24 protein-coding genes are annotated in these 24,754 nt (G+C 35.1%); 7 read left to right on the top strand and 17 right to left on the bottom strand.

The window, feature by feature from the left end:
* Positions 1-2: 2 nt before the first annotated feature.
* The 3 genes from FJ213_01220 to glgA are packed head-to-tail and all read right to left on the bottom strand — an operon-like array spanning position 3 to position 3,999.
* Positions 3-1,253 carry a hypothetical protein gene (locus tag FJ213_01220; protein ID MBM4174784.1) on the bottom strand — a complete coding sequence of 417 codons (1,251 nt, stop codon included), beginning with the start codon at positions 1,251-1,253 and terminating at the stop codon, positions 3-5.
* Positions 1,253-2,467 carry a DNRLRE domain-containing protein gene (locus FJ213_01215; protein MBM4174783.1) on the bottom strand — a complete coding sequence of 405 codons (1,215 nt, stop codon included), beginning with the start codon at positions 2,465-2,467 and terminating at the stop codon, positions 1,253-1,255. The genes FJ213_01220 and FJ213_01215 overlap by 1 nt, the downstream gene beginning before the upstream one ends.
* A gap of 35 nt (positions 2,468-2,502) precedes the next feature.
* Positions 2,503-3,999, bottom strand: a complete 1,497-nt coding sequence (glgA, locus tag FJ213_01210; GenBank protein MBM4174782.1) for a glycogen synthase GlgA — start codon at positions 3,997-3,999, stop codon at positions 2,503-2,505.
* A 218-nt stretch (positions 4,000-4,217) separates the two neighbouring features.
* Here glgA and FJ213_01205 point away from each other — a divergent pair, with 218 nt between their 5' ends.
* From FJ213_01205 to FJ213_01175, 7 genes are all read left to right on the top strand, one after another.
* Positions 4,218-4,760 (top strand): hypothetical protein, encoded by a 543-nt coding sequence (locus tag FJ213_01205; protein MBM4174781.1) that lies wholly within the window; start codon positions 4,218-4,220, stop codon positions 4,758-4,760.
* 100 nt (positions 4,761-4,860) lie between these two features.
* Positions 4,861-5,241: an SPOR domain-containing protein gene (locus FJ213_01200; GenBank protein MBM4174780.1), complete on the top strand. Its 381-nt coding sequence runs from the start codon at positions 4,861-4,863 to the stop codon at positions 5,239-5,241.
* A gap of 24 nt (positions 5,242-5,265) precedes the next feature.
* On the top strand, positions 5,266-6,516 hold the full coding sequence (locus FJ213_01195; GenBank protein ID MBM4174779.1) for an imidazolonepropionase: 1,251 nt from the start codon (positions 5,266-5,268) through the stop codon (positions 6,514-6,516).
* On the top strand, positions 6,500-7,522 hold the full coding sequence (ftcD, locus tag FJ213_01190) for a glutamate formimidoyltransferase (GenBank protein ID MBM4174778.1): 1,023 nt from the start codon (positions 6,500-6,502) through the stop codon (positions 7,520-7,522). Before FJ213_01195 ends, ftcD begins: the two co-directional genes overlap by 17 nt.
* A 2-nt stretch (positions 7,523-7,524) precedes the next feature.
* Positions 7,525-8,154 carry a cyclodeaminase/cyclohydrolase family protein gene (locus tag FJ213_01185; GenBank protein MBM4174777.1) on the top strand — a complete coding sequence of 210 codons (630 nt, stop codon included), beginning with the start codon at positions 7,525-7,527 and terminating at the stop codon, positions 8,152-8,154.
* Positions 8,151-9,395 carry a DUF1343 domain-containing protein gene (locus FJ213_01180; protein MBM4174776.1) on the top strand — a complete coding sequence of 415 codons (1,245 nt, stop codon included), beginning with the start codon at positions 8,151-8,153 and terminating at the stop codon, positions 9,393-9,395. Before FJ213_01185 ends, FJ213_01180 begins: the two co-directional genes overlap by 4 nt.
* Positions 9,346-10,347 carry a hypothetical protein gene (locus FJ213_01175; GenBank protein ID MBM4174775.1) on the top strand — a complete coding sequence of 334 codons (1,002 nt, stop codon included), beginning with the start codon at positions 9,346-9,348 and terminating at the stop codon, positions 10,345-10,347. Before FJ213_01180 ends, FJ213_01175 begins: the two co-directional genes overlap by 50 nt.
* On the opposite strand, the gene FJ213_01170 is transcribed toward FJ213_01175, so the two are convergent.
* From FJ213_01170 to thrS, 14 genes are all read right to left on the bottom strand, one after another.
* Positions 10,336-12,141 (bottom strand): hypothetical protein, encoded by a 1,806-nt coding sequence (locus tag FJ213_01170; protein ID MBM4174774.1) that lies wholly within the window; start codon positions 12,139-12,141, stop codon positions 10,336-10,338. The two genes, FJ213_01175 and FJ213_01170, sit on opposite strands and share 12 nt — an antisense overlap.
* The gene (gene mltG, locus FJ213_01165) at positions 12,047-13,084 is read right to left on the bottom strand and encodes an endolytic transglycosylase MltG (GenBank protein MBM4174773.1); all 1,038 of its coding nucleotides are present in this window, start codon (positions 13,082-13,084) and stop codon (positions 12,047-12,049) included. Before mltG ends, FJ213_01170 begins: the two co-directional genes overlap by 95 nt.
* Positions 13,084-14,073 carry a tRNA (adenosine(37)-N6)-threonylcarbamoyltransferase complex transferase subunit TsaD gene (gene tsaD / locus FJ213_01160; GenBank protein MBM4174772.1) on the bottom strand — a complete coding sequence of 330 codons (990 nt, stop codon included), beginning with the start codon at positions 14,071-14,073 and terminating at the stop codon, positions 13,084-13,086. Before tsaD ends, mltG begins: the two co-directional genes overlap by 1 nt.
* On the bottom strand, positions 14,070-14,978 hold the full coding sequence (locus FJ213_01155) for a proline dehydrogenase (GenBank protein ID MBM4174771.1): 909 nt from the start codon (positions 14,976-14,978) through the stop codon (positions 14,070-14,072). Before FJ213_01155 ends, tsaD begins: the two co-directional genes overlap by 4 nt.
* Positions 14,979-14,995: 17 nt before the next feature.
* Entirely contained in the window at positions 14,996-15,664 is a 669-nt protein-coding gene (locus FJ213_01150) for a dephospho-CoA kinase (protein MBM4174770.1), read from the bottom strand.
* Entirely contained in the window at positions 15,648-17,210 is a 1,563-nt protein-coding gene (gene rny, locus FJ213_01145) for a ribonuclease Y (GenBank protein MBM4174769.1), read from the bottom strand. The genes FJ213_01150 and rny overlap by 17 nt, the downstream gene beginning before the upstream one ends.
* 262 nt (positions 17,211-17,472) lie before the next feature.
* Positions 17,473-17,754: a cell division protein ZapA gene (locus FJ213_01140; protein MBM4174768.1), complete on the bottom strand. Its 282-nt coding sequence runs from the start codon at positions 17,752-17,754 to the stop codon at positions 17,473-17,475.
* Between the two features lie 17 nt (positions 17,755-17,771).
* Positions 17,772-18,083, bottom strand: a complete 312-nt coding sequence (locus tag FJ213_01135) for a hypothetical protein (protein MBM4174767.1) — start codon at positions 18,081-18,083, stop codon at positions 17,772-17,774.
* Positions 18,073-20,487 (bottom strand): phenylalanine--tRNA ligase subunit beta, encoded by a 2,415-nt coding sequence (locus FJ213_01130; GenBank protein ID MBM4174766.1) that lies wholly within the window; start codon positions 20,485-20,487, stop codon positions 18,073-18,075. The genes FJ213_01135 and FJ213_01130 overlap by 11 nt, the downstream gene beginning before the upstream one ends.
* Positions 20,484-21,506 (bottom strand): phenylalanine--tRNA ligase subunit alpha, encoded by a 1,023-nt coding sequence (gene pheS, locus FJ213_01125; protein MBM4174765.1) that lies wholly within the window; start codon positions 21,504-21,506, stop codon positions 20,484-20,486. The genes FJ213_01130 and pheS overlap by 4 nt, the downstream gene beginning before the upstream one ends.
* Positions 21,507-21,553: 47 nt before the next feature.
* Complete coding sequence (rplT, locus tag FJ213_01120; protein MBM4174764.1) at positions 21,554-21,901, bottom strand: 50S ribosomal protein L20; 348 nt, start codon at positions 21,899-21,901, stop codon at positions 21,554-21,556.
* A 17-nt stretch (positions 21,902-21,918) separates the two neighbouring features.
* Complete coding sequence (gene rpmI / locus FJ213_01115) at positions 21,919-22,110, bottom strand: 50S ribosomal protein L35 (protein ID MBM4174763.1); 192 nt, start codon at positions 22,108-22,110, stop codon at positions 21,919-21,921.
* Positions 22,111-22,119: 9 nt separating this feature from the next.
* A complete protein-coding gene (locus FJ213_01110; GenBank protein ID MBM4174762.1) occupies positions 22,120-22,671 on the bottom strand; it encodes a translation initiation factor IF-3 in 552 nt (183 codons plus the stop codon).
* 10 nt (positions 22,672-22,681) lie between these two features.
* Positions 22,682-24,613, bottom strand: a complete 1,932-nt coding sequence (gene thrS / locus FJ213_01105) for a threonine--tRNA ligase (GenBank protein MBM4174761.1) — start codon at positions 24,611-24,613, stop codon at positions 22,682-22,684.
* Between the last annotated feature and the right edge of the window lie 141 nt (positions 24,614-24,754).

Below are 24,754 nucleotides of genomic sequence, written 5' to 3'. Positions count from 1 at the left end.
ATCTAATCTTCATCTCTTATAAACCACAGTTCCGCAAAATTAATGCCAATCCAAAATTTAAACATGTTATCTTTTTGAAGATAATTAACGGATTTACCTCGAATTGAATATTCAAAAGCAAAATCTAATAGATTTATCTGATCAAATGGGAATGAAAACCCAAAAATTACTCCAAATTCCGATATTTTTTCATTTTTAACAATAAATTCAGAGTTTCTTAAGAATAGTCCGAATCGCCAAACAAATGTTCCAAAAAACGACTCAGGCTTTTGAATTGGTAAATATTCGAATCCCAGAGCAATTTTAGAAAGCGCTTTAAGATTCAATTCGAGTTGGTTATTTGTCTTAAATTGTGACCAGTCTTGATAAAAATAATCTACATACCCGCGCAACCGGTTTGATAGAGAAGCTTCTAATCCAATTCCAAGTCTGCTCGGAATTTCGGTTTTATAATCGTTGACTAAAACTGTATCTTCGGTAGTACCGAATTTTAATTCTCTAGACTCGGTATTTAATTTTGCTTTGGTTGAATAAGTAATCCCGAACCTAAGATCTTCAAATAAACCAAGATTGATAATTTGATCAAGGTTAGGAGTAATTGCACCAAAACTGAAAGCAAAACCACCAAATTTTTTTTCATTTACAAATCCGGTGTTTACGAAATCATATTTTTTAAAATCAACTGAAGCACGGTGATTTGTTGTCCCAACTATATAGTCTGCACTGAATCCAATAGCCAGACCGAATGGAAATCTGAACGATGATCCAAAATATATTTTGTTTAATCCGCCATCGCCGGAATAATGATCTTGGTAAGCGATTGTATCAATAGATGAATTACTGATGACATCATAATTTACTTTTGAATATGGCGTTGTTCCAAGAACTGCATTAATTCCATTCTCAACTGAAATTGGGATAGATAAATTTATCGATTCAAATGAAGAAGATGCCAAGAAATTTGAATTCGTTCCATCTGAGTACTTGTTTGACGTATATCTCATCGAAGCTAAAAACTTAATAGTACGAATCCCATTCCACGCTGCAGGATTTAGTGAGTTAATATCGAATTGATCTGTACTCGCGATCCCAAGACCACCGATTGCATTTCTTCTGACAGAAGGATTGATTAATATATCACCCACTCCGTTTCTCGAAAAACCTGATCCGATTTGAGCTTGAGCATCTATCAAAAAAATCGCAGTTATAATAATCAATGAGGAAAAAATATTTTTTAATAACTTCTTAATCATCACTTAGTTTTTCTTATTGTATAATAAACTCTGAGTTTTGGCTTTTTGTTCGGGTCTAACGAATTACTACTTTCAAATACAAATCTTTCAACTCCCCCATCTGGATCGCGTGGACTTAATAACAGACCGTAATTCATTCCAGTATTCAGCCAATCCTGCACGATTCTGGATATATTTCCCTCGTAGATGTTGGAATCTATTTGAACTAAAACTGGTGCAAAATTTGAATCAATTGCAATTTTCGACGTGTCTGTCAGTCGTAATACATATAAGCTGTCCTGAAAGCTTGTTCCAAATTCTGACTTACTAAAATTCCTTGTTAATTCTAAAACTGCAGAATTGATGATAGCGTTTTTGGGAATTGCACTTACATCAAATTTCAATTTTGCTTTTGACAGGATCCCCGATTGAAGTGTAAGAACCAGTGGATCATTATAATTCTCAGTTGTAGTTACGACATGTACATCAGCCACCGTTACTGCATAAATCGTATCTGTTGTGGTGCCATCTTTTGAGAATGCAACCTCCAAAGTGCTAGTATTTGTACTAGAACCAATTGCTCTTAATCCTCTAATGAAGTTTGAGCTTGCTGTCGGTTTTAGGTAAATTCCAGACGGATTCTTTATTCCAGTATCAGAGATAGCTTTCATCCACTCTAGAACTTTAGAGTTCGGAAGTTCGCAACTTATAACTGAATCGCCATCGATTAAGTTTGATTCGATTGATGAATTATCATAATCAAAATGCGAGGGATTGAGACTATCTGCAGTGAACTGATCCGAATCCCACCAAGATTTGATCTCGTGTACATTAAAGCTGAAATTCGTTCTTGGTGAATCTCCAAATTTATAAATTGGAAAAACTTTCAATTTTGCCGAAGAGACATTCACTTTATTTTCTTTTAGCAATGTCTTCAACTCTTCAGTAAATACAAATTCAAATCGTATAAGAGCCGAAGCAGTGAGATCGTTATACTTTCCGACCAAAATTCTACGTGATGCACCAAGATTTTCCACCTGGATCAATTGTTTAAATTCCTGACTAATTGAATCTCGGACAGAATCAAAAGTCTTTATCTCAATTAAGTCTTCCGGATTTAGTAATCCATAACCCGTCGAATTCGGTTCGTCGGAACAAGAAGTAAAAATTAATACTGGTACAACCAGTAAAACGAAGCTGAATTTTTTCAACCAAAAATAAAAATTATTGCTCATTTAGTTTTGTGTTAGATTGGTAAGCAGTCTGTTAACTAATTATCCTTTAGCATTTTTTTATAAAGCTCGATGTATTTTTTTGCCGAAGCATGCCAGGAATAATCTTTAGACATTCCATTCTTCATAATTTTTGTCCAAACATCTTTTTTCTTGTATAATTTCACGGCACGCTGAATTTCTTTTAACATCTCTTTCGAATCATACTTTCTGAAAACAAATCCAGTTCCCTTTCTATTTGTACTGCTGATTTTTTCGACTGTATCAGCCAATCCACCTGTTAATCTGACAATAGGTACGGTACCATATTTTAGACTGTATAACTGCGTAAGGCCGCAAGGTTCGAACCGAGATGGCATTAAGTACAAATCCGCGCCAGCTTCGATTAAATGTGCCAATGCATCATCGAAATCAAAAGAAACAGCAAATCGATCTGGATATTTATTTTGAACTTTTTCAAAAAATTCTTGATACTTTTTATCACCTTGGCCAAGTAAGACGTATCGAACATTTAATTTCAAAATTTCATCGATTGCTTCTTCAATTAAATCAATCCCCTTTTGTTCCGTCAATCTTGAAATAGTCCCAATAACGGGGATGTCAATTTTTTCATCGAAGCCAAATCTTTTCAGTAATACTTTTTTGTTTTCAACTTTGTTTGATAAATCTTTAGTACTATATTTTTCTTCAATTAAGTCGTCCGTTTCAGGATCCCAAATTGAATAATCAATACCATTTACGATTCCAACAAGTTCATTTTTTCTTTTTTGCAAAATCGGTTTCATTGAACCGGCTAACTCTTCTATTGATCTAATCTCCTCAGCGTATTTCTCGCTGACTGTTGTCAGAATGTCTGAGTAAACTAATCCAGCTTTGAGAAATGAAATCTTTCCAGTTGAGTTGACCGAAATTTCATTCAGTGCATATTCTGGAAGCCCGGTTTTTTCAAACGATTCTTTTCCAAAAGCTCCATGGAACTCTAAATTATGAATAGTAAAAACAGTTTTTGTATCCTTAATTAATTCAAGATCAGCATAAAGGGTTTTCTGATAAGCTGGTATCAAACCGCTCTGCCAATCATTACAATGGATTATATCAGGAGTCCAACCAAGTTTTTTTATCATCTCCATAATACCGTGACAGAAAAGTATATACCTTTCATCATTGTCAGCATAGTCTTTTTTCGACTTAATATCTTGATACAGACCTTTTCGAGATCCAAAGTATTTATGATTATCAAAAAAGTAAATTTGAACTTTTGTTTTTAATCCAGACAGAAATGAAGACCTTATACTGAATAATTCAATCTCATCACCAAGATGAATTGGTATATCTTTCAATCGGACAATTTCGTGAATTTTAAATCTTCGTTCATCAACAGAACCATATTTCGGTACAACTAAGCGTACTTCATGTCCAAGTTCAGCCAATGTTTGAGGAAGTGCACCGCAAACATCGCCAAGTCCACCAGTTTTTACAAATGGTGTAACCTCGGAGGTGACGAATAGTATTTTAAGGTTTTTTAGTTTGGCCATAGATTTTAAAAACTTTTTCAAAAATAGGAAAATTTGCTTCTATTTTCAATTTCTATTTTGTAAGTTAATAATATAATTTTGAGGGATTAATGCTGCCGCATTATCTTCATTCGCTCTCAGCATCTCTCAAACTACTTTAAGAAATGTTATGTAAGCATTTATTTTACTTGACATTATCAAAATAAAGAATTAATATTTCGTAAGAAATAGAGGTGAAAATGAAATATTCGTTGTACATAGTTCTCTTTGCAGCGTTTTTAATCTATGGTTGCTCAGCTTCAGAAGTAACTGAAGAGTATGGAGAAACTCAAGTTGAGTATAAAACTACTGAAGTGCCGCAACCAACCGTAACGATAGTGCAAACAGAAACCAAACCAATCGTTACTCCACAAGAGACTTTTAAAACACAAACCCAACCTGAATATATTCCTCAGGGACCGCCAAATCCTCCGCCACCTCCAATCAAAACTACTTTTACTGAAACTAAAATTGAAGAGGTCCAACCCCCACCTCCAGCGATTCAGGAGTATCAATATAAGGTTCAGGTTTTTGCATTTAAAAGTCGTTTGAATGCTGAAACAGAAGCACAAAGAATCCGCAATCGTCTTCCAGAACAAAAAGTGTACGTAGAATGGCATGAGAATTTATTCAAAGTCCGTTTGGGAGTATACTCAGCATGGGAACATGCGCGCTCGATGAAAGACGCATTGTATAATTTAGGTTATACCGATAGCTTCATTATTACTGAAAACAAACAATAGAAAAAAAGTTTTTTTTGCACTTGTTATTATTGCAGCTTGTGCAATATTTAGCTGCAGTTCAAGTGACAAAATAAAAAATGAGGATTCTTCGAATTATCAGGTGGACTTAGAAGGTTATAGTCCACTTGATAATTTCATCACCCAATCTGAAAAAGACACAATAGAATCAAACCAAAATTCTTGGCAGTATTTTTCTTTAGAATTAGAGCAAAAAAAAATATCTCAACAAAAAAAATCTCCAGCAAACTCGTTTTATACGATTCAAGTTTTAATCAGCGATAATCTTTTGATGATTGATTCATTAAAATCTACGTTAAAAACATTAATTCCTGAACTAAAACAGAATATTCTCTACGATCCTCCATTCTACAAGTTCCGAGTTGGCGAATTCCAAACAAAAAACCAAGCCAATAAATTTTTGAATATTTTAGAAAAGAATGGTTATATTACATCCAGAATAGTTTCTGATAAACGCAGATAATTCTTCACAAGCAAATTCGATACAATGTCTCTTCTTCTTTTTAATGCCAATCAAATACTGACTTGTAAACCAGACAATGGGCACTTTAACCGATTAGAAAGCTTACAAGAAATATCCTTACTTAATAAATATTCAGTGATTGTTGAAGATGGCATAATCACCGAAATCACTAAAAAAATTTCGGAAAAAGATTTCGGAAAATTTGACCAAGTATTAGACATCAGCAGCTCAGCTCTATTACCAGGATTAATTGATGCACATACGCATCTCGTTTTTGCCGGTTCAAGAGAAGAAGAATTTGAGAAACGAACTAAAGGTTTAAGCTACGAAGATATAGCTCGTGCCGGGGGCGGCATAAATACAACAGTGAACGCGACAAGAGCTATAGGATTCGATCAATTGTTTAGTTCATCCACAAAAAGACTTCGTGAATCAATTTCGTATGGAATTACAACTATAGAAATCAAGAGCGGGTATGGATTAGATACCGAATCAGAAATAAAAATGCTCGAGTGTATAAAAAAATTGAATTCGTTAAACTTATGTGATTGCAGATCAACTTTTTTGGGAGCTCATACTATTCCCAACGAATTTAAAAATAATCGGACTCAATTTATTACACTTATCATTGATGAAATGCTTCCCAAAATTTCAAATTTAGGATTAGCTGAATTCTGCGATATCTTCACAGAAAAAACAGCATTTTCAATTGAGGAGACAGAATTAATTCTCACAGCAGCAAAATCTTTGGGTTATAAGCTAAAGCTTCATTGCGATCAATTTAATTCAATTGGGGGAATTGATTTGGGGATTAAGATGGGTGTTAAAAGTATCGACCATTTAGAAATGACAACCGAAGAAGATATACAACGAATATCCAAAACTGATATTACCGCGGTTCTTCTCCCAGGTGTATCATACTTTTTAAATATTCCCTATGCTCCAGCTAGAAAATTTATTGATTCAGGGGCGATACTAGTTTTAGCAACTGATTTTAATCCTGGCTCATGCATGACACAAAATCTCCCCTTGATAATGAACTTAGCCGCAATACAAATGAAAATGTCAATAAACGAAACGATAAACGCTGTGACGATCAATGCAGCATTTTCGCTCGGTCTGGAGAGACAAGTCGGTAGTATTGAAGTTGGAAAGCAGGCAGATTTTTTAATTCTAAATTCTCCAAATTATCAAAACCTTGTCTATCATTTTGGAACTAATCAGACGAAATACACAATAAAAAAAGGGAAAGTAGTTTATGAAAGAAATAATTGAATGCGTCCCGAATTTCAGTGAAGGAAAAAACGAAGAAACCATTAAGTTAATTGCAGATGCAATCTCCTCGACTGATGAATGTAAACTCTTAAATTGTGAACCTGATAAGAACTATAATAGAGTTGTAGTTACTTTTGTAGGAACTAAAAAAGGAGTATTAAACGGTGCAATAAACGCATCATTAATTGCTTCTCAGAAAATCGATATGACAACTCATAAAGGTGAACACCCTCGGCTTGGAGCGATTGATGTGGTACCATTTATTCCCATAAAAAATGTAGCAGTTGATGATTGTGTCGAAATATCAAAAGAGTATGGAAAAATTATTTCACAAAAACTGAACATTCCGATTTATCTCTACGAATCGGCAGCTGCAAAACCCGCTAGAGTAAATCTTTCAAATATTCGCAAAGGAGAATATGAGGGACTAAAAGAAAAACTTAAAGATCCGGAATGGCTGCCAGATTTTGGAAAACCGGAATTTAATCCAAAACTTGGCGGCACAGTTACGGGCTCGAGATTCTTTCTCATCGCATATAATGTAAATTTAAGAACTGAAGACGTTAAAATTGCAGATGAAATTGCACAAACAATTCGCGAATCGGGAAAAATACTTCGCGATGAAAATGGTAATGCAGTTAAAAAGGATGGGAAAACAGTTCGAATTCCAGGTAAACTTCAAGCTGTAAAAGCGATGGGTGTCTCTTTAGAGAATTTTAAGATGACACAAGTTTCAATCAACTTAGTTAATTATTTAACAACAAATGTGCACCAAGCTTTCGAAGCTGTTAAAGAAGAAGCAAAAAAATATAATGTTGAAATTTGGGGAAGTGAAATTGTCGGTCTGGTTCCGCTTGATGCTCTTATTGAATCGGGAAAATATTATTCGCCAAATGAAGTCAGCGAAACTAAACTTGTCAATTCAGCGGTCCAGAATCTTGGTTTGAATAACCTTGCTAATTTTAATCCATCAGAGAAAGTAATTGAATATCTAATTAGGGAGTAAAAATGATTTTAGAAAAAACTGTAAATGATTTAATTGGTGAAATTTCATCTTCATCTCCAACGCCTGGCGGTGGAAGTGTATCGGCTTTAGCCGGTTCGTTGGGAACAGCTTTAGCTATAATGGTCACAAATCTTACACTGGGCAAGAAAAAGTATGAAGCAGTTCAAGAAGAAATTAGTAAACTAAAGAATGAACTTGAAAACGATATCAAGCTATTTTATGAACTGTATGACATGGATTCATCAGCGTTCGATGGAGTAATGGCTGCATTCAAATTAGCTAAATTAACTGAGGACGAAATAGCCAAACGCAGTGAAGCGATTGAACAAGCAACTGTAAAGGCAACCGAAGTTCCGATGCGAGTTATTGAACATGCACTAACCGTTTCAAAAAAATCTGCCAGAGTCGGTGAAATCGGAAATCAAAACTCAGTCAGTGATGTTGGTGTAGCAATGAGTTTATTAAAAACTGCTTCAGATGGTGCATTCTTGAATGTGATGATAAATACAAAGTCAATGAACAATCAAGAAGTTGCACGAAGTTTAACATTAAAATCTGCAAAGCTGATTGAAGAGATCGATTCAATTGTCCAGAAGTCTCTCAACGAAATTAAGAAAAACTTGGAGTTATAATGAAGATTAAATTCATTCTACCTTTAACATTTCTTTTCGCTCTATGTTCTACAAGTCTTATATCTCAAGTCAAGGTAAAAACAGGTATTGAAGTTTTAGTTAGAGATGGGTTAGATAAAATTAAAGGCAAAAGAGTTGGCTTGATCACAAATCAAACCGGAGTAAACTCGCAGCTCGAATCAACCATTGATTTGTTGTACAGCATGAGAGATGTTAAACTAGCTGCGCTTTATGGACCTGAACACGGTGTGAGAGGAGCAATTCCAGCAGGAGAAAAAATTGATACCTATATGGACGAGAAAACAAACATTCCGGTCTACTCACTTTATGGAAAGACAAGGAAACCAACTCCCGAAATGCTTAAAGGCATTGATATGTTGATTTACGATATACAAGATATTGGTGCAAGGTCGTACACTTACATCAGCACAATGGGATTGGCAATGGAGGCGGCAGCAGAAAATAATATCAGTTTCGTTGTTTTGGATCGCCCTAATCCACTCGGAGGTGAAAAGTTTGAAGGATCAATCGTTCGCGAGGGATTCTTTTCTTTCATCGGGCAATATCCGATTCCATATCTCTATGGTCTGACTTGCGGAGAAATCGCACAACTGATTAACAATGAAGGTCTTCTGAAAAATGGAGTCAAATGCAATCTAATTGTTGTTAAGATGGAAGGCTGGAGAAGGAATATGTTATTTGAAGATACAGGATTGCCATGGGTTTTAACTTCGCCTCATATACCGCATTATTATTCAGCACAGTTTTATGCAAGCACGGGAATTTTAGGTGAACTCGGAGTAATTTCAGAGGGCGTTGGTTCAACACTTCCATTTCAACTAATAGGTGCTGAAGGGATTGACCCAGATCTAATTTCTTCGAGACTAAATGCACTTAAATTACCAGGTGTGATTTTTCGACCAAATACTTGGAAACCTTTTTATGGGAATTATCAGGGAAAAACACTTGGGGGGGTACAAGTCCACATTACTGACTACCAAAAAATAAATTTAACATCAATTCAATTTTATTTTCTTCAAGAATTAAAGAAACTCTACCCGGAAAAAGATGTATTTGCTTTAGCAAAACCTGATAGAATACGAATGTTCGATCAAGCAACAGGTTGGAATAAAATTAGAGAGATATTTTCAAAGTCCTACAGATATGATGACATCAAACAAATTTGGGAAAATGAAGCCATTGATTTCCGTAAAAAAGCTGCAAAATACTTTTTGTATTAGTTTTTTATTATTTGGCTTATTTGCAAACGAGTCTAACTCTCAAGTTGCCTTCACTAAGTTCGAAAATACTTCTTCCTATGAAGGCATTTGGGAATTGGAATATGATTTCCCAAATTTTATCTCAGGTTATTTAAGAGAAAGATTTGAAATACAAGTTCTGTCTCCGAAATTAATGGAGGATGAACTATCAAATTCCCACATTCAAAACTTTTCTTTGCACGAGATGTTAAGAAATCTTGGCTATAAATATCTGATAAGTGGTAAAGTTACAAAGTTCAGCATTTCACGATTTACAGCAGGCGAACCAAAATTAGCCGGTTATGAAACTTACTCGAATGATATTGCCTTCACAATTAGTATACTGGATCTCAATTCTCAGCAAACAATTTACGCTGATGCATTTTCTAATGAGCTTTCTGATTTGGGAGTTGGAATAACTATTTTCGGAAGAGAATCGGAAAGTAAAAAAGAATTTTATTCATTAGATAAAATGAAATTCGGTTCAGCAGAATTTGCTCACACTTTAATCGGAAAGAATATGCTTGCACTCTGCGAGAAATTTGCAGAGCATTCAAAAGCTCATTTTTCTGAACTCAAAATAAATGATGTAAACTTAATCAAGGACGATCCAAATCCGAGTCCATCTCCGTTTATTAAAAAAATCGTAAGAGGAGAAATTCTGCTTATTGATTATGAAACGAAAGAAGTATTTATAAATTTAGGTTCGAGCGATAATCTATCATCCGGTGCAATACTTTCTATCTACTCTGTTGGGGATTCCCTTTTCGATCCTTCTACAGAACAATTTCTCGGAGTTTCTGACAAAAAAGTCGGTGAAGTAGAAATTGTTGAAGTCAGAGGCGAGAGATTTTCTCTTGGAGTTATCCGAGGCGAAGAGAAAGATATTAAAAAAGGTTTGGAAGTAAGAAAAATTGCAATACTACCTCGTTAACTTTTTGTAATCAAAATTTACATCGGTTACAGGCCAGCGAGGTTTAATTTTAATGGTATCTGGATAGTAAACAAACTTACTAGAAAATTCACTTTTAACAGTTGAGCCTCTTGACTGATTTCCCTTTCCGCTTTCATCTTGAATCATTTTAAGCAAATAGGAACCTTGAAGCACTCTCTTTATCTCATATTTACCTGAACTATCAACTTTAGCAGTATACTTTTGCCGCGGCCCATCTATTCCATTTGCCGAAATGAAGACTTTACCATTTTTTTGTCTTTCAAAATTGCTTACGGTTCCGCTTATTTCACTGAAAAAAGATTCATCATTTGTCCTAAAATTTATTGAATAAACAGAGTCAACTTTATTCTCCGCTAGATCTTTAAAATATTTTAAGTCCAAACTTAGTTTATAATCCATCTTTGGTTTCAATGATGAGACTGGATTTATGTTGAACGATGATTTATCTATGAAATGTATTTTATAATCAACCGTTTTACCAGAAGAATCAATAAATGTAATCGCTGATTCTAAATTATTGTTTGCTATAAAATCGTCGAACACAAAATGTATGATAGATGCTAAATAATCTATCGTCCCGCTTTTTTCAAACGGCCGCGAATCGAGTAGCTTCGGTGCAGTAGTGTCCTTCTCTGAAACCGATGCAAAACTAACACGATTCGTATCTGATTTATTTCCAAAATAATCCTTTACATTCCAAATCGTTAAATCGTAATCACGTTCTGGATTTAGTTCGTTTGAAACAATCATCAAGCTTGTACTATTCAATCTAGCTCGATAATATCCAACTATATTTGTCCCAGAATTTTGTTTTTTATCAAATACAATTACATTTTCAATCGATAAAGAAGTTGAGTCAATCGGCTCACTGAAAGTAATTAGAATATGATTATTGTCAATGGACTTGGCTGAAAGTAAAACCGGTTTTGAGGTGTCTTCCCTTGTTAATTCGATTGCAATATTTTCAATTGTCTGAGCTGAATCGTTCAAGAAAATATCTCCTGAAGTAAGCCCTATTTGATCCTGCTCGACTTGATATAAAAAATCTTTAAACTGATCGCGTACGGCAATTAGTCTATACCATCCATTCTGCAAACCAGATAAATTAAACCTCCCTTCTCGAGAAGTCTGACTGACAAAATCAGGTCTACGTTCAGAATATTTAACAATTGAATTTGAAGTATCAATTTTGTACAAATACAATAGAACATTGAAAGGATTATCATCATACACTCGACCAGACAATAATCCTTTATCAATTTTATCTCCAGTTGAAAATTGGAGTGTAAATGATTCTGAAAGTTTATTTCTTCGAAGATCGGAAATGTCTGTTCCAAGCGTTACGACATAGGTTTGATTTTTTTTCAACTTCTCCGGAAAAATTATCTCAACTTCTTTGCCGCTCCAACTAAACTCTGGACTCTCCTCAAAATATGGCGAAATAAAAATTGACTCCTGAACCGTTCTCTTATCGACATATTCACTAAACTCAATCACAACTTTATTATCTGAAAAATTTATTGCCTCCTGTAGAGGGGAATAAGCTATGATTTCAGGTGGAATTTTATCTTCCTCACCTCCACTAGGAGGCAACTGATTTGCACAAGAATTGAATAACAATGAATTTACAAAACAGAAGGCAGTCAATAGAAAATATTTATTGAGCTGATTCATTAAATTATCTCTGTGTCCTGCGATACTCTCGGACTGCTCGTTGGTGTTCTGAATAAGTTCTTGAGAATTTATGTCCATCATTCCGTCCAGTAGAAACAAAATACAAATAATTGTGTATTTCTGGATTAACTGCTGCTAATAAACTTGCTCGTCCTGGTGAGTTAATCGGGCCTGGTGGCAGCCCAAGATTCAAATATGTATTATAAGGCGATTTAATCTTTAAGTCTTTATAAAGTAATCTTCTCGGAGGCCAAGGAAGAGTATAGGCGACAGTCGGATCTGCTTCCAATCGCATTTTCTTTTTTAAGCGGTTATGATAAACACCCGAAATTGTAGCTCGCTCAGTATCGACATTTGTTTCAGCTTCGATTATAGATGCAAGTGTTACAATTTCATGCTTGTTCATTTTAAGTTTCAATTCATACGGTTTTATTCTATCATCATAAAACTTATTAAATTGAAACTGCATTTTTTCAATAATTTCCTCAGGCTTTGAGTCGGTAAAAAATTCATAAGTGTCAGGCATTAAATATCCTTCTAAGGAGGAAATCTGTCTGTTATATTTCGCCATCGCTTCCTTACTAGATGCAATTCTTAAAAACTCTGTTTGACTGAAGTTAAGCGAATCGGATGAAAGTTTAGCAATTTGCTTTAGAGGTATTCCTTCCGGAAATGTGATCTTAACTGTTGACTTACCGCTTCCTTCATAAAACATTTTGAGCAATGCGTAATTCGATAATCCATAAGGTACATTGTATGAACCGGCTTTAATTTTCTTTTCGACACCAAGAACAAAACCGCAGAATAAAAACGCATTCTTCCGGCTGATTATTTTTTTCTTCTCAAGATTATCAGCAAGATTCTTAAACGTGGAATTCTCATGTACTTTTACTAAGGATGATACCTCATTTGATCTAGGATTCTCGGAAAAAAATAAATTTAAGCCAAACATTAAAAACAAAATGAATGAAGAGAGTATTAATAGCCAGTAATCTGGAGGTATCAGGTTTTTTGCTTTATGCGGATCTAACTTGGATGACATCAATTTGGAAATGGTTTTGTAATTGAATTAGTTTTGAAATAGCCGCTTTCAAACGATTTCAAACCTGCAAATGCGATCATTGCTCCATTATCCATGCATAGATTTAATTCCGGATGATAAACCATACAATTTTTGGGATGAAGTCTTTCCCTCATCTTAATTCTAAGATAAGTATTCGCTGCGACACCTCCCACAACAACAGCATCTGACAATTTAAATTCATCACAAGCAATTTCTACTTTTTGAATTAAAGCTTTAGTTAATGCTCGCTGAAAAGATGCTGCAATGTTTCTTTTTGTTTCATCATTTAAGCCATCTGGATAATTTTTTTGAATGAACCTCAATACTGAAGTTTTCAATCCGCTAAAACTGAAATTGTATTTTTCATTTAACTTTGCCACAGGAAAATCATAAAAATTTTCATCCCCCAAAGAGGCTAATTTTTCTATTTCAGAACCAGCCGGGTAGTTTAATCCAAGCAGCTTACCAACTTTATCAAATGCCTCACCGGCTGCATCGTCAACTGTCGAACCAAGCAGCTCCATTTGAAAAAAATCTTTAATCAGATAAAGTGCTGTATTCCCGCCTGAAACAAGTAATGCTAGAAATGGAAATTCCGGCTTTTTATCAGATAAGAAAGTGGAGTATAGATGAGCGTGTACATGATTTACTGGAATAAAATTCTTTTTTAATGAATAACTCAAACTTTTTCCAAAACAATAGCCAACAATCAGCGCACCGATCAAACCTGGTCCGGCAGTGGCTGAAATTAAATCGAGATCTTTTAATTTTATTCCGGTTTCTTTTAATGATTGCCTGACAAGAGGCAGCAAGTTTTGAAGATGTGCGCGGCTTGCGAGTTCCGGAACCACTCCACCAAATTTCCTGTGCTGTTCCTGAGTATAAATTAAATTGATCAGAATCTTATCGTTCTCGATTATCCCAACAGAGGTCTCATCACAAGATGTCTCTATCCCCAATATTATCATGATCGCTTGGAAAATATATTCATTGCAATATTCTTTGCTAACTGAGGATTTTCTTTCATTCTTCGAATTGAATACTTGTACCACTCCGTACCAAATGGAACATAAATACGGACTTTGTATCCCTCAGAGACAAGTTGATCACGTAAATCTATTTTGACTCCGAGAAGCATTTGAAATTCAAATTGATCGAATGACTTATTATATTTTAGAATTAAATGTTTCGCGGCATCGACTAAATATGGATCATGAGTAGCGATCCCAACATAAATATTATTCGCAAATAAAAAATCCAATAGTTGAACAAAATTATTTCTGATCTCCTGCTTAACTTTAAATGCGATTTCTTCACTTTCGTTATAAATACCTTTGCAAAGCCGAACGCTGCTATTCTGTAACTCGTTCAACGATCCATTAAAAATATTTTGTGCATCCCGAAGATAAGCTTGCATAACCAGACCACAGTTAGCGAATTCTTTGCGTAGCTCTTTGTAAATTTTGACAGTATCATAGGTACAGGTCGAATCCTCCATATCTATCTCGATATAGTTGTTCAACTTTTTAGCTTCAGTAAGAATCATTTTCATGTTTTGAAGACAAATGTCATAATTTAGTTTCAGCCCAAGTTGAGTCAGTTTAACAGAAAGCGTAGAATCCAATTTCTCCAAGGAGATTGTTTCAAGAACTTTAAGCGCCTCTTTAGTAGAGCTTTCAGCTTCGTTTAATTTCGTAGTATCTTCTCCGAGTACATCCATTGTAGCGCGAATTTTTTTTGAGTTCAATTCTTTGACAACTCGAACTCCTTCAGGTAAATATTCACCTGCAATATACCGGGATGCGAAAATTTTTATAAATGATTTTGGTAATACTTGCGCAACCTTGACGATCAATAAATTTAGAAGATTCAAGTGCAGCTCCGTAATTTTTATTTTTTAGTAATTTTTTTCTTTTTGGTAAGTAAAGTTAAAATATTCCATATAAAACTGAATTTAATGTCCAATTCTTCAAGGGTAGAATCATTTTGGATCACAAAATCTGCTAATTCTTCTGCTTCGTCCGGATCGATTTGAAATTCCGCCCTTCGAAAAAAATCTTCTGGTGAAATTGAATCTCTCGATATAATTCTTCTTAGTCGATTCGAAATCTCAGATTTTACTAATACAATATAATCAAACCTATCTCGAATATTCGCTTCGAAAATTAATGCCGACTCAACAAAGACCATCTCATGTTTTTTGAATTCTCTCTTGGCGATTTTTTGAACTTCTATCATCGTTGGAGGATGAACAATTGAATTTATTTTTTTGTATTTGATAGGACTTGAATAAATTTCCTCAGCGATGAAATCTTTATTGAGTTCATTATTCGGCAGATATGCTTTGGCTCCAAAAGTTTGTGTGATGTGGGTTCTCACATTCTTGTTATTAACCATTAGCTCCTTAGCCAGTGCATCCGAATCGATCACAAACTCCCCATTATCCTTTAAATATTTTGAGAATAAAGATTTTCCACTCCCGATACCGCCTGTGATACCTATCAATAAATTCGAGTTTATTGTTGAAATTTTAGAAGAAGATTTATTTGGCAAAGGCAACTTTCCGAACTTCTCGAATAACCACTACTTTTATCTGTCCTGGATATTCCATCTCTTCCTGGATTTTGCCCGCAATTTCCTGGGATAATCTATCCGCTATCAAATCATCAACTTTTTCGTGTTCGACTACAACACGGACTTCACGACCTGCTTGGATCGCATAAGTTTTTGCGACACCTTCAAATGATTTGGCAATTGTTTCAAGTTTTTCTAACCGTTTTACATATCCTTCAAGCGGTTCTCTTCTTGCACCTGGTCTGGCTCCACTGATTGAATCGGCTGCTTGAACAATTGCGGCAATCGGGTGTTCCATTTCTATATCATCATGATGAGATCCAACTGCATTTACAACTACTGGATGCTCGCTATACTTTTTTGTCAACTCCCAGCCAAGTAATGCGTGCGGACCTTCTACTCCCTTTTCGATAGTTTTTCCAACATCATGTAGCAGTGCACCTCTTTTTGCATGGCTTGAATCTAATCCCAATTCCGCAGCAATAATTCCTGCCAGCAATGCAACTTCAATGCTATGCTGCAGTAGATTTTGCCCATAGCTTGAACGATATTTCATTTTGCCAACTGACTTTATAAGTTCTTTATGCATCCCATGTAAGCCCAATTCCACAAGAGCATTCTCGCCATCTTCAACAATTTTATCTTCAAGTTCTTCTTTAACTTTTTCAACGACTTCCTCGATTCGAGCTGGATGAATACGCCCATCCGCCATGAGTTTTTCAATCGAAACTTTTGCGACCTCTCTCCTGAATGGATCGAATGCACTCAAAATAATGGCTTCTGGAGTATCATCAACTATTACGTCGACACCTGTTGCAGCTTCAAATGCGCGGATGTTTCTTCCCTCTTTTCCAATAATTCTTCCCTTCATCTCTTCGTTTTGAATTTGGACGACACTTAGTGTTGTTTCAACTGAATGATCAGCAGCTGAACGCTGGATGGCTTGCACGATAATCTTTTGAGCTTCTTTTTTACATTCCGCTTTTGCTTGATCTCTAATGTTTTTAATAGTCTGTGCAGCTTCTGTTTTAGCCTCACTCTCTAAATTCTCAATGAGCATTTTCTTTGCTTCATGGCGAGTTAGTCCTGCAGTCCGTTCGAGCCGAATATTTTGCTCAGTAATAATTGTATCTAGATGAAGATTCTTTTTCTCCGATTCGTTTAATCGGCGAGTCAGCTCCTTTTCGCTTTCCAATAAAGATTTTTCTTTTTTATTGTAGACTTCTAATTTCTTTTCTAGAGATTCCTCACGCGACTTAATTTGTTTTTCATATCCTTGAAGCTGATTTTTTTTGTGTGAAGATTCTTGATCGAATTGTTGTTTTTTCTTGTACCATTCATCTTTAACTTCAAGAAGTTTTTCTCGCTTGAGGTTTGCAGATTCTTTTTCAGCACCTTCAATTATTTTTTTTGCTCTTTCCTCAGCAGAACTGATACTACGCTTTCCTACCTGGGAATTTAGCATCCACCCAAGAAAAAACAATGCAACACACAGGAAGACTATTAATGGGATTAAAATATAAAGGTCCATAACTATTTTGCTTTCTATATTATCAGCCGCCCCAAGATCTCCTCCAGATAGGATTTGAGAACCTATCTAAAATACAGTGGGTGTCAGCCCAAAAACCTTTTACGTCCACTGAGCCATAAGTTCACAAGGAAACTTACAACTACTTTCACAAAGTGAGAGTCGAGGCCTGTAATTGGCTATCGGAGTCTAACTCCCTTGGTAAAAGTGTTAGTTCTCAAATATTTACCAAGAAGAATTCAGAGCGGCTAGAAGTGTTAAAATATTAAGAGATGTCTTCCAGAAGCAAATTTAGTTTATTGATTCTTTCGTTCGCCTTATCTATGGATTTATTATATGAGTCTTTTTCTGCAAATAGGTCGTTTGCAATATTAAGCGATGCTAATACAGCCACTGTTTGAGTCGGTTGATCACTCATATCTTCCCTCAAGTCATTCATCAGTGTATTAACATAATCGCCTAGGTCCTTAGCACGTTCTTCGTTTTCAACTAATAGAGAATATTCTTTATCGAATATTTTAATTTTGAGCTTCTTCTGATTTGACATCTTTGTAAATAAACATTTTAAGAAATGTGAACTTCTATCCTCTTCAATACGTCAGAAATTCTATTCTTTAATGCTTGTCTCTCCTTCTCAGAAATTATTATTGTATTCTTTATTTTATCGAATTGAACTTTAATGTCATTCAATTCAGTTTCACGAGCTAACTTCTCTTTTGTAAGCTCGGCGTTCAAATTACGAAAGTTTGAAATTTCTTCTTTAAGTTCGTTATTTTCTTTTTTGAGATCATTGTGTTTGACGGCTAAATCCTGAACATTCTTTTCAAGATTTAAAAGTGATTCTTCAAAAATTACTTTTTTTTCTTCAAGACTCATTAATTGATGACCTCAATTGTATATTAAATTCTTTTTCAAGTCCTTTTACGATTTTATCTAATTTTTTTTCAATCTCTTCGGTTGTAAGAGTCTTTTCGTATGATTGGAACTCAAGTCTAATTGCAATGCTCTTCTTTCCTGCAAGTTTTTCATCCCTATAAAGATCAAATGGGAATGTATTGATTAAAAGTTTGTCAGAAAGAGAATAAATTTTTGCTTCTATTTCTCTAAAAGATATATTGTCGGCAACGTAAAAGCTTATGTCACGATTGACTTTTGGGAAATTTGATACAGATTTAAATGTTTCTGTACGTTTTGGCAAGGACTTTATTAAATCAAGATTAAATTCTGCAGCAATAACTGGGTTCTCAATATCGAATTTTTGAAGATATGCCTCATCCAGCTGGTATAAAGAACCTATGTAAGTCGCATCTATAAACACTTTAATCTCAATAGAATAGAATATATTTTCTAAATTATTATAAGAAGTGAATGATACTTTGTCAAGAGATATTTTTTCAAAAAGAGCTTCAGTTAAACCTTTTAAATGTAATAGATTTACCTTTTCGCTTTTTTCTTTCCAGTTCTCGGATTTGGCAAGTCCGGTAAGACAAATTGCCAAGTTTCTCGATTCTACAAAATCATTGAATGATTCGAGAGATGCTCCTAATAAAGAAACACAATTCCCGATTTCGTAAAATGACAAATCAAATTCAGAAAATTTGTTGTTAGAGGAAACATTTTTAACTAAACATGGAATTAAACTTGTCCTCAAATGAGAGAGTTCTTGACTTATTGGATTTAGAATTTTCATCGGAACTTTACTGTTGAAAATAGCATCCGATTCATTCAATAGAGTATTATTGATTACTTCGGATAAACCAAAACCCGTTAAAATCTCTCTTAGTGAGTATTCCTGTTCAGTAAAAATTCTTTCTGTAGATATATTGAAGCTAATCCTCGAATCGAGAGGAATATTATCGTATCCATAAATCCGTGCAATTTCTTCAATCAAATCAGCTTCGCCTTCAACATCAGGCCGAAATGATGGTACGGTGCATATCAACTCACCACCATTTTGTTTCCTAACTTCAAATCCAAGACTCTCCAAAATTTCACAAATTTTATCACGTGAAATTTCAAAGCCAAGATAATTCGTAACTCGTTTGATCCTTAATTCAATTTCTTTGCTTTCCAATTTATTAGGATACTCGTCAATGTCGCCTGAAACAATTTCTCCGTCAGCCAATTCGGAAATTAACTGAGCAGCACGAAGAGCAGCGTTTAACGTGTTGTTAAAATCTACTCCTCTTTCAAATCTGTAAGAGGACTCTGTAGAAAGTCCTAATCGTTTGGATGTCTTGCGTATACTTTTTGGATTGAAGTATGCACTCTCAATAATGACATCTTTTGTCGACTCGCTTATCTCTGAATTTTCCCCTCCCATTACACCAGCAATCGCAATCTTTCGATTTTCATCGCAAATCATCAAAGTATCGTTTGTAAGAATTCTTTCTTTCTCATCCAAAGTAATGAATCTTTCGCCCTCGGATGCATTCTTAATAATTATTTTTCTTCCTTCAATTAGTTTTGCATCGAAAGTGTGAAGTGGTTGACCATATTCCATCATAACAAAATTGGAGATATCCACTACATTATTAATTGGTCGGATACCAATATTGTTCAAATAATTCTTCAGCCACTGAGGCGATTCTTTAATCTTAACATTTTTTACATATTTCGCACAGTAGCGAGGAGAGTCGATTTCATTTTCTATTTCAACTTTCAATAAATCTTCTATTTTTTCATCGACTTCGTCAAAATCAATTTTTGGAAGACAATACTTTTTCTTTAAAATTGCACTTAATTCTCGTGCTACTCCAATATGACTTAATGCATCAGGACGATTTGGGGTAATTCCAAGTTCTAAAACTGTATCGGATAGATTCAGATGCTCAACTAATGATTTCCCAACACTTGCATCTGAACTTAGAACCACAATGCCTGTATGATCGTCACCAAGTTGAAGTTCCTTCTCGCTGCAAATCATTCCGTGAGATTCAACACCTCTAATTTTTACCTTTTTTAATTTTTCCCCAGTTTCCGGCATGATGGTGCCCACTCGTGCGAAAACAATTTTCTGCCCTTCGGCGACGTTTGGAGCTCCGCATACTACTTGAAAGACTTCAGTTCCATTAGAAACTTCACACAGTGAAAGTTTGTCGGCATTTGGGTGAGCCTCTCTTGAAGTAACTTCACCAACAATAAATCCCTGTAGAGACTCGCCAATTCTTTCAATACTCTCCACCTCCAAACCAGACATCGTTAAAGATTTTTCAATTTCTTCAACTGTCAAGTTTGAAATATCAATATAGTTTTTCAGCCAGTTAAGTGAAATTTTCATATTCGTGTAAATTGTTTTAAAAACCGAATATCATTATCAAATAAAATTCTAATATCGTCTATACCGTATTTTAACATTGCTATGCGTTCAATGCCGATTCCAAAAGCGTAGCCAGTGAATTCTTCAGGATCATAATCCACAGATTTGAAAACATTAGGATCAACCATTCCGCAACCAAGAATTTCGAGCCAGCCGCTGTATTTGCAAACTCGACAGCCTTTGCCTCTGCATAATACACAACTTACATCCATCTCAGCACTAGGCTCTGTAAATGGGAAAAAGCTGGGTCTAAATCTAATTGAAACATCACTCCCATAAAACAATTTCGCGAAATTAAATAATGTCCCTTTAAGTTCAGCGAAAGTTACTTTTCTGTCGACATACAATCCTTCAACTTGATGAAAGATGCAATGACTCCGAGCACTTACAGCTTCATTTCTAAACACTCGACCGGGTGCAATGATACGAATCGGAGGAGGATGTTTTTCCATGTATCGAATTTGAACTGGAGAAGTGTGAGTCCGAAGCAGCAAATCTTTAGACACAAAAAACGTATCCTGCATATCTCTTGCAGGATGATCTTCGGGAAAGTTTAGAGCTGAAAAATTATAATAATCAGATTCAACTTCAGGTCCCTCGGCTGTAATGAAGCCGAAGTTCTTGAAGATCTCTTTGATTTCATTCAAGGTTTGAGTGACAATGTGCTTTGAACCGATATTTGGTTTTAATCCAGGGAGGGTTAAGTCTTCTCCAAGAACGGTTGATTTTGATTTGGGAAATTTCTCAATTATATCTTCGTACCTTGCTTCAAGTTCTTTTTTCAATGAATTTAATTCACGCCCAAACTGAGATTTGATTTCTTTTGGGACAGCACTAATCTTTTCAAAAAGGTCTGATATCTTACCTTTTCTGCCGAGATATTTTATTCTAAAATCCTCAGCAGATTGAGGAGTACAAATTTCACCTAAATCATTTCTTGCGTTTTCGGCTGTTTTCTGAATCAGTTCGAGATAATTCATATTTAAAATGAGAATCCCTTCGGCCTAAAGTCAGAGGGAGATTAAATTTAGTTTAATGCGAATTTAACTACTTCAGCGAAAGCTTCAGGATTATCGTATGCGATATTCGAGAGAAGTTTTCTATCGATTGAAACTTGCTTCTTGTTCAAGGCATCAATTAGCTTGGAATAAGTAGTTCCATGCATTCTTGCTGCAGCATTTATTCTAGTGATCCAAAGCTGACGATAAACTCTCTTCTTAAGTTTTCTGCCTGAATATGCATGTACAAGTGCTTTTTCAACTGAATTCTTTGCAATCGTATATACTTTGCTTCTTCTACCCCAATAACCTTTAGCCTGTTCAAGTACTTTTTTCCGTCGTTTATGCGAAGCAACTTTATTTTTTGATCGTGGCATTTTTTATCCTCTTCTAACTATTGTAACATTTGCTTTACTCTTTTTTGATCTGCTTCAGAAACTAAAGTGCTTTTTCTGAGTTTTCTTTTTCTCTTCGTAGTTTTTGAAGTTAAAATATGACTCTTGTATGCCTTAGCTCTTTTAAATTTTCCAGATGCAGTTTTCTTAAATGTTTTTGCTGCACCTCTATTACTCTTCATTTTTGGCATGACATTTACCTATTGATTAATAACTTTTTTGATTTTTGATTTATCTGCAACTAAAATTGCGATCATATTTCTGCCCTCCAATTTAGGAGGATTTTCGACTTTAGAAACATCACTTAATTTTTCTATCAGTTTATTTAGTAGAACTTCACCCTGTTCAGTGTAGGCCATTTCTCTGCCTTTAAAAATCACCGTAGCTTTTACTTTATCACCATCTAATAAGAATTGACGGCAGTGCCGTGCCTTAAATTCGAAATCATGGTCGTCGGTATTCGGATGAAATCTGATTTCCTTTAAAGTAGTAACTTGTTGATTCTTCCTTTGGATTTTTTCTTTCTTTTGCTGTTCGTATCTGTACTTTCCATAATCAATTATTTTACAAACTGGAGGTTTTGCATTTGGTACAATCTCAACTAAATCTAATCCTTTTCGTTCGGCAATTCTTATCGCCTCTCTTGGTGACATAATTCCAATTTGCGAACCATCGTTATCAATTACTCTGATCTGAGGGATTCTAATCTGCTCGTTAACTCGTGCTTCACTGGTTTTTTCTTTTGAACTTATAAATTACCTCTTAATTTGTTGTGATTGTTTTTTGGGTGATTTCTTCAAGTATTTTGTTTATAAAATCTTCTATTTGAAATTGACCTAAGTCTCCCATTTTATGTTTTCGAACAGAAATGCTTCGACTCGAAACTTCTTTCTCTCCGATAATGATCATGTAAGGAACTTTCTGTAATTCCCATTCACGAATTTTATAACCGATTTTTTCATTCCGTGAATCGAGCTCCACACGAACACCATTGGAAAATAATCTGTCGTAAATCATTGTAGCATATTCGGAGAAATTCTCTGAAATCGGCATAACTACTACTTGAACCGGAGAAATCCACAAAGGAAAATACCCTGCAAAATGTTCAGTAATAATTCCAATGAATCTCTCGAAGCTTCCAAAAATCGCCCGGTGAATCATGATCGGTCGTTTCCTGTCATCATTCTCATCGATATATTCCAGGTCAAATCTTTCAGGCATTTGGAAATCCAATTGTATTGTTGCAGTCTGCCATGAACGGTTGATTGCATCTTTTACTTGAATGTCAATCTTCGGTCCGTAGAATGCACCATCTCCTACATTAATTTTGAACGAAATTTCATTTAATTGAAGTGCCTGCTTTAGAGATTCTTCTGCCTGATCCCATAGGCCCAACGAACCCATTGCCTTTTCAGGACGGGTTGACAAAAAATATGAAGGTTCGAATCCAAATAGTTTGTAAAACTCATCCACTAATTTTAAAAGTTTCTCTATCTCGTATAAAATTTGATCAGGTCGAACGAAAAGATGCGCATCGTCCATTGTAATTTGGCGAACTCTCAGCATCCCACCTAAAGCTCCAGAAACTTCGTTGCGATGTAACCTTCCAATTTCGGACAATCGAAGCGGAAGATCGCGGTAACTTCTTAGTTTAGATTTATAAACAATTGTGCTTTCGGGACAATTCATCGGTTTTAAACTGTAAGTCTCTTCATCTACTTCAACGATGAACATATTCTCTTTGAAGTGATCCCAATGACCTGATCGTTCCCATAAAGCTTTCTTCACTAAAATTGGAGTCGAAATTTCTTGATAGCCAGCTTCGTCTAAAACTTCACGTAAATATTTTTCTAGTTCTCGAAAAATGATCATTCCCTTCGGCAGCCAGAATGGAGCACCAGGAGATATTTCATTAAATAAAAATAATTCAAGTTCTCTGCCGAGCTTTCGATGATCTCTCTTCTTTGCTTCCTCAAGTAGTTTTAAATAATCATCTAAATCTTTTTTCTTGGGAAATGAAATTCCATAAACTCGTTGAAGAGGAGTATTTTTCGAATCGCCTTTCCAGTATGAGCCCGAGACATTTAAAAGTTTGAAATACTTAATTTTGCTTGTATCAGTTAAGTGAGGACCTCTGCAAAGATCAAGGAAACTTCCCTCGGAATAGAGACTAACTTGCTCATCCCGACTATTAATGTCTTTTAATAATTCAAGTTTATATTGATCGCCTTTCTTCCCGAATAAATCCATCGCTTCATCAAGTGAGCATTCTTTCCTTACAAAAGGTTTTGAGTCTTTTATAAGTTCAGACATTTTTTTCTCAATCCGTTCGATGTCTTCGGGACTCAGTTTTTGATCAACATCAATGTCGTAATAAAATCCGTTTTCGATCGCTGGTCCAACGCCAAACTTCGCACCAGGGAATAACTCTTCAATTGCATGAGCCATTAAGTGTGAAGACGAATGCCAATAAACCTCTTTTCCTTCTTCATCATTAAAAGTGAGTAATTGTAGTTTTCCACTTTCATTAATCTGAAAACCAATTTCATGGACTGATCCATTTATCTTGACCGCAAGTGCTTCATCTGCCAATCTTTTACTGATTGAAGCCGCAATATCAAGACCAGTTATTCCTTTGGGAAACTCTTTCACAGAGCCGTCCGGAAAAGTGATATTTATTTTTTGATCATTCATTATGACTAAACAATAAAAAAATCGGTAAAACCGATTACTTCATAAATAAGCTTCGAAAAACTTCTAAAACTTTGTTAAAATAGAAAAATAAAGGTAGGATTTCAATATTTACCTTAAGTGATCACATCAAACGATGTAAAA

This window comes from Ignavibacteria bacterium (genome assembly GCA_016873845.1).
In the GTDB taxonomy this organism is placed as follows: domain Bacteria; phylum Bacteroidota; class Ignavibacteria; order Ch128b; family Ch128b; genus JAHJVF01.
The sequence above is the reverse complement of the archived record's forward strand: the minus strand, read 5'-3'. Positions and strand labels throughout refer to the sequence as shown.